Raw genomic sequence first — 12,881 nt, 5'->3', positions numbered from 1 at the left:
ATGGGAAACCAAACACCAACCAATACGCCGTCTAATGCCGCTGATGAGGTAGATTTGGGCAAGTTGTTCGAAATGATCGGAAATGGCTTTAAGAAGCTTTTTAGATTTTTTGGCGCTATTATCACTGGAATTTTTACACTATTGATTCGGTTTTTACTGTTTATTCAAAAACATATGGTAAAAATTCTAATCACAGGTGTTGTAGGTGTAGGTATTGGGGTGTATTTGGATATGATAAAGGAACCGAAATACCTATCCACAATGGTGATAGAACCCAATTTTAACAGCGTTCAACAGTTGTATAATAATATTCAGTTTTATGGCGAGTTGGCAGAATCTCAAGATTCTTTGGCATTAGCGGAAGCCTTAGAAATTTCAGTGTCGGAGGCAGCTACCATTAAAAAGTTTACCATAGAGTCCTATTCCGATGAGAATCAAAAAGTACAACTTTTTGACAAGTTTGTGCGCAGTCTCGATTCTACAACCAAGAAGACTATCGACATGCAAAATTATCTGAAAAACTTTAATTCTTTAGATGCGCGGTTTCACACCATATCGGTAGTTGCTTCGGATAATTCCATCGCAAAAAAAATTCAGCCTTCCATCATTAGTTCTATTTCACGCAATGACTATTTCAATCTGCAAAAAGACATTAGCGACACCAATATTAAATTACAAGACAGCTTGTACAAAAAACAGATTAGGGAGATTGATTCCCTACAGCTTTTGTACAAAAGAGTGATGGTAAAAGAAGCCGAAAAACCGATGCAAGGCACAAGTATAAGTTTGGGTGAAAATGGAGGCAAGGAAAATAAAGAACTGGCACTGATCAATAAAATGGAGCAACTAAAAACTGGTCTTGTTGAATTGAATGAAGAGCGTGCCAACAAATCGAGTATTTTAAATGTTATTTCGGCCTTTCCAAGACGGGGCGTAGAGCTAAAAGGAATTTGGAACAGCTATAAATTTTGGGTACCGGTAGGCTTACTAAGCGTACTTCTGCTATTACTAGGGCTTTTCTCGTTAAATAGGTTTCTTAATACCTACAAAAACAACAAGCTATGAACCTTTTAATTACCGGCGGAGCAGGTTTTATTGGGTCTCATGTGGTTCGGCGTTTTGTAAGCAGTTATCCGGACTATAAGATTGTTAATTTAGACGCTTTAACCTATGCCGGAAATCTGGAAAATCTCAGAGATATAGAAAACGAAGCGAATTATTCGTTTATAAAAGGCGATATTTTGGATGCCGATTTGATGCAATCCCTCTTTAGAAAGTACCATTTCGACGGCGTAATCCATTTGGCGGCAGAATCGCACGTAGACCGGTCTATTACGGATCCTTTAGCATTTGTGCGCACCAATATTATAGGGACGGTTAATCTGTTGAATGTGGCTAGGGAATTCTGGAAGGATAAATTCGAAAAAAAGCGTTTTTATCACATCAGTACCGATGAGGTGTATGGTAGCCTAGGATCAGAAGAACTTTTTACCGAAACGACCCCATATGACCCAAATTCCCCCTATTCGGCATCTAAGGCAAGTTCGGACCATTTTGTAAGAGCCTATGGGGAAACCTATGGCTTGCCCTATGTAATTTCCAATTGTTCTAACAATTACGGGCCCAATCATTTCCCGGAAAAGTTAATACCGCTTTTCATCAATAATATTATAGAAAACAAACCACTACCGGTCTACGGAGACGGAAAATATACCCGAGATTGGCTTTATGTAGAAGACCATGCGGCAGCCATAGATTTAATATTTCATAAGGGTAAAAATCATGAAACCTATAATATTGGCGGTTTTAATGAATGGAAAAACATTGATTTGGTGAAATTACTGTGTAGCATTTTGGACACCAAATTAAACCGAACAGAAGGGACATCCGAAAAATTGATTACGTACGTTAAGGACCGTCCGGGCCATGATTTGCGGTATGCCATAGATGCCAGTAAAATCAACAAAGAGTTGGGCTGGAAACCTTCGGTAACTTTTGAACAAGGTTTGGAAAAAACAGTAGATTGGTATTTGGTGAACACAGAATGGTTAAATAATGTCACTTCCGGAGAGTATCAGAAGTATTATGAGGAACAGTATAGGGATTAGATTAAATTCCCCCTTTGAAGGCCTGTGCAGAGCCTCGTCGATGTAGGGACTAAGGGGGATGTTAGATCGGAAACCAATGAAAAACAGAATAATACCATATCACCCCAAGCTTAGAGCATACGCCAGAGAACTAAGAAAAAACAGTACCCTGGCGGAAGTATTATTGTGGAATCAAATGAAACGGAAAGCATTAGGTGTAGAATTTCACCGCCAAGTTCCTATGTTAAATTATATCGTTGATTTTTATTCACATGAGATTAGGCTTGCTATTGAGATTGATGGAAATAGTCATGACCTCAAACAAAAATATGACGATAGAAGACAGTATGAGTTAGAGCAATATGGCGTAACTTTTTTGAGGCTATCCGATAGAGAGGTAAAGCAGCAAATGTTCAGTGTTTTATTGGTACTAAAGGATAAAATAGATATTTTAAGTGATAAAATGAGGGAACGACATCCCCCCGACCCCCTTCAAAGGGGGAATGGTTTGTGATCGATATCAGGGTAAGCGAAAGCATCATCGAAGGAGTTTCCTTTGTGAAACAGAACTTATGGGAATAGATTATGATAAACAACACAATAACGTTTAAACAATGTAATGAAATAACGAGGTAAACGATCATCTCTGGAGCAATTCCCCTTTGAAGGCGTGCACTGAGTGTTGTCAAAGTAGGGATCAAGGGGGTGGTTTGGGACAAATAGGAATACGGTGTTAAATCTCGCTGTTAAGTAGAACAACATTACCGCAACAATTCCCCCTTTGAAGGGGGATTAAGGGGGATGTAAAATTCACCTTTACCCAAATAAAAACACAACAAAAATGAAAGGCATCATACTCGCCGGAGGCTCCGGAACACGGCTATACCCCATAACACTTGCGATGAGCAAGCAGTTAATGCCCATTTACGATAAACCCATGATTTATTATCCTTTGGCAACCTTGATGTCGGCCGGAATAAGAGAACTATTGATTATCACAACACCAAAGGACAATTTACTGTTTCAGAATCTTTTAGGAGACGGCTCACAGCTGGGTTGTAGTTTTAAATTCGCGTCCCAGTTGAATCCGAACGGACTGGCGGAAGCTTTTCGTATTGGTCAGGAATTTATAGGCACGGATAGTGTAGCACTTATATTAGGCGATAACATCTTTTATGGTTCTGGTCTGTCTGATCTTTTACGAACCAGTACAAATCCGGATGGCGGAATTATATACGGGTACCACGTGCAAGACCCTCAGCGCTATGGCGTAGTAGCATTTAATGAAGCGGGCAAGGCGATAAGTATTGAAGAAAAACCGAAGCACCCAAAATCAAACTATGCGGTACCTGGAATATACTTTTATGACAATGAGGTTGTTACTATAGCCAAAGAAATTAAACCAAGCGAAAGAGGGGAGTTAGAAATAACCGATATTAATAAAGCGTATCTACAAAGGGGCAAGTTACAGGTGCGCATTTTAGATCGTGGAACGGCTTGGTTAGATACAGGAACGTTTACCTCCCTAATGCAAGCTTCGCAATTTGTGGAAGTCATTGAGGAGCGTCAAGGGCTTAAAATTGGTGCGATTGAAGAGGTTGCGTATACCATGGGGTATATTTCCAAAGAGCAGCTCTTTGCCTTGGCACAACCTTTATTGAAAAGTGGCTATGGTAACTATTTGTTGGGGTTGATCAAAGAGTAAGCGGTTATCATAATAGTAATGAATTCACGGGAACAATTCCCCCTTTGAAGGGGGATTTAGGGGGATGTAAAAATCACAATTATTGAAAAAGCTTAGTTATGGTGTAATACTGTTACAAAGAAGAACACATTAACCTAGCTACATTACAACATAACTAGATAACAACATAACCATACAACACATTGAAAGTAACAAAAACCCAATTAGAGGGATGTATTATTTTAGAGCCAGAAATTTACAAAGACAGTAGAGGTATTTTTTTTGAATCCTATCAGAAAAGCAAGCTCGATGCGTATGTAGGGAAGCCGGTAGATTTTGTGCAGGACAATATTTCCATTTCTAAGAAAGGCGTGCTTCGTGGGCTTCATTATCAAACGGGAGCGCATGCGCAAGCTAAATTAGTACAGGTTATAGAAGGGGAGATTTTGGATGTGGTTGTGGATCTCCGAGTCCAAAGCCGTACGTACGGACAGCATTTGGCCTTAAAATTGTCGTCAAAAAACAAGACGTTAGTGTTTATACCAAAAGGTATGGCACATGGCTTTTTAGCTCTGTCAAAGAACGTAATTTTTTCCTATAAGTGCGATGCGTATTACCACAAGGAATCGGAACGAGGTATTATTTACAACGATCCCGAATTAAACATCAATTGGGGCAAGGATACAATCAACCCCATTCTTTCTAAAAAAGACCTAGAATTACCGTTATGGAAAGATCTAAAGACATGAAACGAATTTTGGTTACCGGTGCTTCAGGGCAACTCGGATTAAGTATTCGGGATATAGCACCGGAATACCGTGGATTTGAATTTCATTTCGTGGATTATAAAGCCTTAGACATTACCGATTATAAGAAAGTATATCAGATATTACAAACCGGTAAATTTCACTACTGCATCAACTGTGCTGCGTTTACGAACGTGGAACAGGCCGAAGTAACACCGGAAATTGCGTTTCAAGTAAATGCGGAAGCCGTACAAAACTTAGCCTTGGCCTGTAAGGATCATAACGTACTATTGGTACATATTTCTACCGATTATGTTTTTGATGGCGAAAAGGATACACCTTATACCACAACCGATCTTCCGAACCCTTTAAACGAATACGGAAAATCTAAATGGGAAGGAGAAAAGCACATAGCAGAAATTTTAAACAATTATTTTATTGTCCGTACCTCTTGGTTATATTCTAATTATGGTAAGAACTTTTATACCACTATTTTAGAGAAAGCCAAAAGAGGCGAGACACTGAGAATTACGGATGAACAAACGGGCTGTCCCACACATGCCGGTAATTTGGCAACGTTTATTTTGGAATTAATACTATCAGAAAGCCAACAATTTGGCATATATCATTTTACCGATGGAGAGGCTATGACTTGGTATGAATTTGCATCTAAGATCATAGAAACAAATAACTTGAAAAACACTACGAAAATTGTAAGGAACAATAATTATCGTAGTTTTGCCAAGAGACCTAGGAATAGCGTTTTAGCTAATCTAGTTAACACAAAAAAATGAAAAAAAAGAATTTGATAATTTTTGGAACTCGTCCGGAAGCAATTAAAATGGCACCTCTGGTTAAGGAATTTCAAAAACATTCGGAATATTTTGAGACGAAGCTCTGTATAACTGCTCAACATCGCGAAATGTTGGATCAGGTATTATCGTTTTTCGAGATTATACCAGATTTTGACTTGAATTTAATGAAACCTAATCAGAATTTATATACGCTTACCGCTGATATCATAAGCAGTTTAAAGCCAATATTGGAGGACTATAAGCCTGATTATGTATACGTACATGGTGACACCACAACGACCATGGCTGCCAGCCTAGCCGCATTTTATTCAGGGGCGCAAGTATGCCACGTAGAGGCAGGATTAAGAACCTTTAATATGCAATCGCCTTTTCCCGAAGAAATGAACCGCAGTGTCACCGGGGTGGTTAGCAATATTCATTTTGCGCCAACGATCACATCTAGGGATAATTTAATTAGAGAGAATAAGCATAAAGACAGTATCATAATAACCGGAAATACGGTTATAGATGCCCTATTATATAGCGTAAATAAAGTAAACCAAAAAGACTTTAAAGATGAGGAAATAGAGCTTGTAAAAGAACTTACAAACCCAAATAAGAAACTTATTCTGGTTACTGGGCACAGAAGAGAGAATCATGGGCAAGGATTTATCAATATCTGCGCTGCATTGAAAGAGATAGCAGAAAAACACCCGGATTGTCAGATAATATATCCTGTACACCTAAATCCAAACGTACAAAAGCCGGTGTTTGAGCTTTTAAAAGGAATAGAAAATGTACATTTAATTGCGCCCTTATCCTATCCGGCATTTGTATGGCTGATGGAGAAATCCTATTTAATCATAACCGATAGTGGAGGTGTACAAGAGGAAGCCCCTAGTTTAGGAAAGCCGGTATTGGTAATGCGAGACACTACAGAGCGTCCGGAAGCTGTAGATGCGGGAACAGTACTATTGGTAGGAACAGATATAGAAAAAATTGTTGGCGCGGCTACTTTACTCTTGAACAATACTAAGGCCTATGAGCAAATGGGAAAATTACATAACCCTTATGGAGATGGAAAGGCTTGTAGCAAGATTGTAAGCCATATTTTAGAAATAAGTTCTTAACTCTGAAAAATATATCTAATGACGCAATAACTTAACCATATTGGCAAGTTAAGAAGTTAAATGGTTGCGAAGAAAAACATTCTAGATACCAATTCCCCCTTTGAAGGGGGATTAAGGGGGATGTAAATAGTTTCATAATGGCAAAATATTAGTTACGGAGTGATGAAGTGAAAACCCAAAAGCACTTGATAATCAAAAAAAAAATTACACAAGAAATGAACCAACCGGAAGTAGTCATGATAGGAATGGGCTATATTGGCCTACCCACAGCCGCCTTAATTGCCCAGAATAAAACCTATGTACACGGCGTAGATATTAACCCTAAAGTGGTAGAGACCATAAATGCAGGTAAAATTCATATTGTTGAACCGGAATTGGATGTAGCCGTGGCCAATGCCGTAAAAGAGGGCTATTTAATAGCAGGAACTACTCCTGTAGAGGCGGGCACCTATCTTATTGTAGTCCCAACCCCCTTTAAAGATAAAAATGAGCCGGATATCTCATTTGTGGAGGCCGCTACCCATTCGGTTTTGCCGTACTTAAAGGAAGGCGACCTATACATTATAGAATCCACTTCTCCCATAGGGACTACAGAAAAAATGATGGAGCTTATTTATAGTGAACGTCCCGAGCTAAAAGACAAACTTTATATAGCGTATTGTCCCGAACGTGTATTACCCGGAAACGTGATGTTCGAATTAGTGAATAATGATAGAGTAATTGGAGGGGTAAACAGAAATTCTACTGAAAAGGCCAAGGCATTTTATGCTAAATATATAAAAGGGAAACTACATGGCACCAATGCCCGCACAGCAGAAATGTGTAAGCTGGTGGAAAACTCCTCCCGAGATGTGCAGATTGCGTTTGCCAATGAATTATCGCTAATATGTGATAAAGCGGGGATTGATGTATGGGAATTAATAGCTTTGGCGAATAAGCATCCAAGAGTAAACATTTTGCAGCCCGGCTGCGGGGTAGGAGGTCATTGTATAGCTGTAGACCCTTATTTTATAGTAGCTGATTATCCCATGGAATCCCAGATTATTGGTAAGGCCAGGGAAATAAATAATTATAAATCCTTTTGGTGTGCCGAAAAGGTACAAACTGCGAAGCTTCAGTTTGAATTGCGGCACGGACGAAAACCTAGCATTGCTTTAATGGGTTTGGCCTTTAAACCCAATATTGATGATTTAAGGGAATCTCCGGCCAAATATATTGTCCAAAAAGTATTGCAAAATGCCAACAACGAGGAATATTATATTGTAGAGCCCAATATAGAGGACCACAAGGTGTTTAAGTTAACCCATTTTCAGGAAGCAGCGGAAAAAGCAGATATTATTGTGTTTTTAGTAGCGCATAAAGAATTTAAAACCCTGGAGATCTCACAAAATAAGGTAGTGTTGGATTTTTGCGGGGTAAAAAATTGAATTTATGCTGTTTATTTCAATAGCGTTTTCAGTTTTTTTCCTTTAATTTTTATTTCAGCCTTATAAGAATTTAGGTAGCGTGCTATAAATAACTTTTATGGCATTGCATAATTAATTTTAGTGGCAGCGGGAGTAGTTTTTGATTATAATCTATAGCGATGCGTTTTTTTAAAGACATCCTTTTAAACAATCTTTCGCAAGCCCTTCAATTTGGGTCCAGATGGGTTTTAAACCTAGCACTTATTGCGCTTTTGGACATTGAATCGTACGGTGTCTTTTCATTTGTGTATTCATTGTCAAACATAGTATTATCTGTACTGCCCTTCGGAAGTTCAATATTTTTAATAGGCAATACAAACAAGAACCATGAAACAACACATCATCTTTTCTATTCTTTGACCATTGTTTCCGTTTTATTTTTTGTTGCTTTACTAATTTATTTCGGAGTAACTCCCTTTTTTGGCGGTATAAAGGGATGGGAGTACATCATTTATGGACTTATATTAAGTTTTTTATTGTCTTTTAATTTAGTAGTATTTTCGTATTTTAAGGGGGCTGGGAAATTCAAAAAAGAACTCCAAGCATATGTTATTTTTAGTGTACTGTTATTTAGTATTACAGGATATGCCTTTTTTGCCCAAGAGAGCTCCTTGGAAATAGGCTATATTTTTTGCGTTCTTATAGGGCTAAATTGCATAACGCTTTTATATTGTTTTCTATCATCACCAAGAAAGGCACTTTTTTATTTAAAATCGAACCTAAGAACGTGGAAAACAAGAAAACTTATTGAGGCTTTTGGTCTCAGGGCATATTTTGGGCTTCAAGAAATTGTGACAGCTATATATACGCAAGGAGGTCTGTTGATTTTGTTCTACGTTGTCGATGCTAGAACGTATGGGCAATACCGAGCGCTTTTTGTACTGATAGCCCCCATTTTTATGGTTACGGTTGCTGTTGCCCAAGTAGTGTTAACGCACCTAAAGAAATTTCGAGGCACTGGTTTGGTGGTCGTTTTTCGAAAAATACAATACACTGTAATGGCATTAGGTGTTTTCATTTGTGTGAATCTATATTTTCTGAGGGACTATGCCTTTACGCTAATAAAAATTGAGAATGATAGTAACGTGTATAACGCATTTTTGCTACTTATTTCTATTGTTTTAATGCGATTCATTTTCGCAAACTACGAGATACTCTTGATTATATACGACAAGCAAAAAGAACGCTTCATGGTAATGTTTTTAGCTGCTGTTATGGGCATATCATCTATTTTTTTACTGTTGCCTAAATATGGTCTTTTCGGGGCTGTACTTACCAACGCTATTTCTTACTTGGTCGTTCTTGTGGGAATGGTATTAATTTCGGAAAGACAAATAAAAATCAAAAGTAAATGAAAATAGCGATACTAACATCCCGATATCCGAGCAAAAACAATCCTTATAACCATATGTTTGTTCATATGAGAGCAGTGGAGATGCACAAGCAGGGAGCAGATGTAACTGTATTGGTGCCGTCGAAAACAACGGAAACCTATTTATTTGAGAATATTAAAATTATAAAGGATACGTCTAAGAAGTTGACATTAATGTTGGATGATTTTGATGTATTGTACCTTCATTTGTTAAATATTTATCCTTTGAGTTCTTCTAATGGCTGGCCCTTGTATTCTTTTATTATGGACTCTAAGATACCTTTTGCAATGTATGTGCACGGTAGCGAGGTTCAAAAATATGGAGCTAGAATGTTTGAATTTCGGTTTCGATTATCGGATTTTTTGAAATGGTTTAAGAAGGATTTCCTTGTTATTCCCAAAATAAAAAGATTTGTTAATTTAACAAAGGATCGTGACAACGTTAAGCTTATTTTTCCTTCTATTTGGATGAAAAAAGATTTGGAGGCAAATTTATCTCTTACGCTCACAAAATATCACATTATACCTAACGGCATAGATACCATGCTCTTTAAGTATCACGAACTTTATAAAAAAAAAATCAAGCTACTTACATTAAGACCACTTTCAAGTAAAAAATATGCGGTGGACATCGCGATTAAGGTAATGAAATATTTGCCAGAAGAGTTTGTTTTAGATATTTATGGTAGAGGGTTTTATAAATTAGAGTATGAAAAATTAATATCAAAGGAAGGTCTTGAAAACAGAGTTTTTATTAAGGATTCTTTTATAGAAAGAAATCAGATGAACTCTTTTTTTTCTAATTATGGTATTTTTCTTTGTCCTACAAGAATGGATGCGCAAGGGGTAACTATGTGCGAAGCGATGTCGTCTGGTCTGTTAACAGTTAGTAATAATAATACGGCGATACCTGAATTTATAAAAGATGGAGTGAACGGCTTACTTGGAAGCAGCCCTAGTGAAATTGCGAACAAAATACTATCTATAGTTGATACATCATCGAATTATTATAAATTAACTAGGAATGCTAACAATGATATGAAAAAAATAGACATTAAAATAACCGTTATTGAGGAAGTGCGATTACTAAATGAATTATGTGGTAATGGGTAAAAAATTATATCTGGACGATCTTATTATCTTCCTAATGTTTTTGCTTTTACCTATTGATATGCTCAATGGCTTACTACTAAAAAGTGCAGTAATAATGCCAATGTCGATTGCCCAATTATTTAAGATGATTCTTTTGTTATTAATTTTTTTTAGGTTTTGTTTTAAGCCTAAACTCCTTGTAATAGCAATTTCTATAACTTTAATGTTGTTTGTCCCTACAATTGTAGTATTCCTTATAAAAGGTAATATTCGTTCCGTTCTACCAGATACCATCAAAATATTTAGATACTTAACGCCATTATATAGCTTTCTTTTTTTTGTTCTAATTATCATGAATGGATTAAGACAAAGGTTGCGAAAGGTTTTTTCACTAGTAAAATTCTCCTATATCGTTGTTGTTATAAATGTTTTTCTTAAATATGTAGGTCTTGGGTATCCTATGTACGAACACGGTAATATCGGGAGTAAAGGATACTTCTTTGCAGGAAACGAAATCTCTGCCTTGTTAATTGTATTAGTTTCTATCATTGCCTATAACTATTGGCTTACAGGAAAAAAAAGAGCCTATTTCTTATTTTTTGTACTCAATTTGGTAGTAGGTATAACCATAAGTTCCAAAACAGGTATTTTAGGTATTCTTCTTATATTTTTTCTTATACCGCTTAGAAGGCCATCGATGACCATAAGCCTTAAAAGGCTTAGGAGCATCTTACTATCGGTTTTTTTGATACTGCCTGTTGTGCTCATAGTGGCATGGCAAGTAGTGAAAACGAGCGCTATTTATTCAAGACTAATCTATTTTTGGGATCGATTGGATGTTTTAACCTTTGTTTTATCGAACAGAAATGTATTTTTAAAAAATGCCTATGCTACGTATAAAACAGAATATAGTATGGTGGAAAAGGCTATCGGGGTTGGCCAATCCAGATATGAGCTATTAAACGACGGGAAAATTGTGGAGATTGACGTAGCAGACATCTTTTTTGCCTACGGCTTCATTGGACTCTTTTTGTTTGTTTTATTAATAGGACTGTTACTGCATAGGGCATTAAAACTTTCTAGGCATAAAAGCTACGATTACGCCAGGTATGTTTTATTAATGACGGTGGTATTACTTACGATATCGACCATCGCAGGACATGTTTTTAGTTCAGGCATGGCTGGCATTTATATAGGGTTACTTTTTAGTTTAATGTATGTACAAAAAAATGAAACGCCTAGAAACTAGTCTTTTTTACACTGCCTTTTTATTTGGATTGCTTCTGCCGTTCTCTACAAAATTCAGCAATTTAGCATTCGTTCTTTTTTTTGTAATTATAACAGTGTTGCTAATTTCTAAAAAGAGATTCTTGGACGAAAAAAACATAAAGACTTTAAAATTTTCCACAATTATACTTATTATACCAACATTACTAAGTTTTATATATGTTGCCGATATAAGTAGTGTTTTTACCGCATTGGAACGACGAATAGGCTACCTTGTCGCCCCAATTTTAATTCTATTCCTATCAAAGGATGAATCAGAACGGTCATTAAATTTTTCATTAAGAGGGATATTTTACGGTGTTTGTGCCGCATCCATTTTTTTGATCAGCAAAAATCTATATAAATATTATACCATTAGACCCTTGTTTTATATAGATAAAGACATTCTTAATTATTATCATACAGGCAAAGAATTTACCAAAATAGTAGATATTCACCCAACGTATTTTGGGATGTACGTATTGTTGGCGTTCCTTATATTGTTGTTTAAATCGCCCATAAGAAAACCCCTAGTTAGGGTAATTGTATTTTTAGTTTTGTTTGTCTGTACCCTTTTTCTAAACGCCAGAATTATATTTTTTATGTTTATGGTTATTGTCCTTTTCTTTTTTTGGAAAAATATAACCAAATTTTTTAATACTACAGCCATTAAGGTTGCTGTTGTTTTAGGAAGCTGTATTATACTTGGTATTGCTTTTGTAGCTTTTTTTGGGAAAACCTATTTTTATCAAAGAATGACAAGCGAATTAAATTGGGAGCTGTCATATGAAGTAGGCACAAATTACAATAAAAAGGGTACCGGAGATTCTAGAGTTGCCCGGTGGCATGCTGCATTGGCATTGATAGGTGAGCAACCTTTATTGGGTTACGGTGCCGGAGGGGAAGTAGACGTGCTATCTGCCAAATTTGAAGAAATGGGAATGGCCCATTCCGTGGGTTATCGATATAATGCACACAATCAATTTCTTGGATTTGCATTAGAGGGGGGTATATTTGCAGTATTTTTGCTAGGATGGTTTTTTTTGGGGAACCTTAACTATGCAATAAAGACAGATCAAATTATTCACTTATGGTTTTTTTTAACCCTATTTGTGATTTGCTTTTTTGAAAATTATTTAATTCGGAATGCGGGGATTACTTTTGTTGCGTTTTTTTCTACTCTTTTAAACGCAAATAGAGATGAGTAAAAATTATCGTAGAACGCTACTTTTAATAAATTCTAA

The 12,881-nt window shown here is 36.7% G+C and carries 12 protein-coding genes; all 12 read left to right on the top strand.

Annotated elements, in window-relative coordinates:
• The 12 genes from U1E44_RS10115 to U1E44_RS10060 all read left to right on the top strand — a co-directional run bounded on the left by U1E44_RS10115 (nucleotide 1) and on the right by U1E44_RS10060 (nucleotide 12,845).
• Nucleotides 1–1,065, top strand: a complete 1,065-nt coding sequence (locus U1E44_RS10115; protein WP_322930963.1) for a hypothetical protein — start codon at nucleotides 1–3, stop codon at nucleotides 1,063–1,065.
• Nucleotides 1,062–2,108, top strand: a complete 1,047-nt coding sequence (rfbB, locus tag U1E44_RS10110; protein WP_322930962.1) for a dTDP-glucose 4,6-dehydratase — start codon at nucleotides 1,062–1,064, stop codon at nucleotides 2,106–2,108. The genes U1E44_RS10115 and rfbB overlap by 4 nt, the downstream gene beginning before the upstream one ends.
• A 76-nt stretch (nucleotides 2,109–2,184) precedes the next feature.
• Nucleotides 2,185–2,601, top strand: a complete 417-nt coding sequence (locus U1E44_RS10105; RefSeq protein ID WP_322930961.1) for an endonuclease domain-containing protein — start codon at nucleotides 2,185–2,187, stop codon at nucleotides 2,599–2,601.
• Between the two features lie 327 nt (nucleotides 2,602–2,928).
• Entirely contained in the window at nucleotides 2,929–3,792 is an 864-nt protein-coding gene (rfbA, locus tag U1E44_RS10100; RefSeq protein WP_322930960.1) for a glucose-1-phosphate thymidylyltransferase RfbA, read from the top strand.
• 182 nt (nucleotides 3,793–3,974) lie between these two features.
• Complete coding sequence (gene rfbC, locus U1E44_RS10095; protein WP_322930959.1) at nucleotides 3,975–4,520, top strand: dTDP-4-dehydrorhamnose 3,5-epimerase; 546 nt, start codon at nucleotides 3,975–3,977, stop codon at nucleotides 4,518–4,520.
• A complete protein-coding gene (gene rfbD, locus U1E44_RS10090) occupies nucleotides 4,499–5,311 on the top strand; it encodes a dTDP-4-dehydrorhamnose reductase (protein ID WP_322930958.1) in 813 nt (270 codons plus the stop codon). The genes rfbC and rfbD overlap by 22 nt, the downstream gene beginning before the upstream one ends.
• Nucleotides 5,308–6,441, top strand: coding sequence for a non-hydrolyzing UDP-N-acetylglucosamine 2-epimerase (wecB, locus tag U1E44_RS10085; protein WP_322930957.1), 1,134 nt, complete (start codon nucleotides 5,308–5,310; stop codon nucleotides 6,439–6,441). Before rfbD ends, wecB begins: the two co-directional genes overlap by 4 nt.
• Nucleotides 6,442–6,656: 215 nt before the next feature.
• Nucleotides 6,657–7,868 (top strand): UDP-N-acetyl-D-mannosamine dehydrogenase, encoded by a 1,212-nt coding sequence (wecC, locus tag U1E44_RS10080; protein ID WP_323673878.1) that lies wholly within the window; start codon nucleotides 6,657–6,659, stop codon nucleotides 7,866–7,868.
• 158 nt (nucleotides 7,869–8,026) lie between these two features.
• Nucleotides 8,027–9,262 carry a lipopolysaccharide biosynthesis protein gene (locus U1E44_RS10075; RefSeq protein WP_322930955.1) on the top strand — a complete coding sequence of 412 codons (1,236 nt, stop codon included), beginning with the start codon at nucleotides 8,027–8,029 and terminating at the stop codon, nucleotides 9,260–9,262.
• The gene (locus tag U1E44_RS10070; RefSeq protein ID WP_322930954.1) at nucleotides 9,259–10,392 is read left to right on the top strand and encodes a glycosyltransferase family 4 protein; all 1,134 of its coding nucleotides are present in this window, start codon (nucleotides 9,259–9,261) and stop codon (nucleotides 10,390–10,392) included. Before U1E44_RS10075 ends, U1E44_RS10070 begins: the two co-directional genes overlap by 4 nt.
• A 331-nt stretch (nucleotides 10,393–10,723) precedes the next feature.
• Nucleotides 10,724–11,620 carry an O-antigen ligase family protein gene (locus U1E44_RS10065; RefSeq protein ID WP_322930953.1) on the top strand — a complete coding sequence of 299 codons (897 nt, stop codon included), beginning with the start codon at nucleotides 10,724–10,726 and terminating at the stop codon, nucleotides 11,618–11,620.
• Between the two features lie 121 nt (nucleotides 11,621–11,741).
• Entirely contained in the window at nucleotides 11,742–12,845 is a 1,104-nt protein-coding gene (locus tag U1E44_RS10060) for an O-antigen ligase family protein (protein ID WP_322930952.1), read from the top strand.
• Nucleotides 12,846–12,881: the final 36 nt, after the last annotated feature.

This window comes from Aurantibrevibacter litoralis (assembly GCF_034651555.1).
Classification (GTDB): domain Bacteria; phylum Bacteroidota; class Bacteroidia; order Flavobacteriales; family Flavobacteriaceae; genus Aurantibrevibacter; species Aurantibrevibacter litoralis.
Note: the sequence above shows the minus strand (reverse complement) of the source record. Positions and strands in the feature narration are given on the sequence as shown.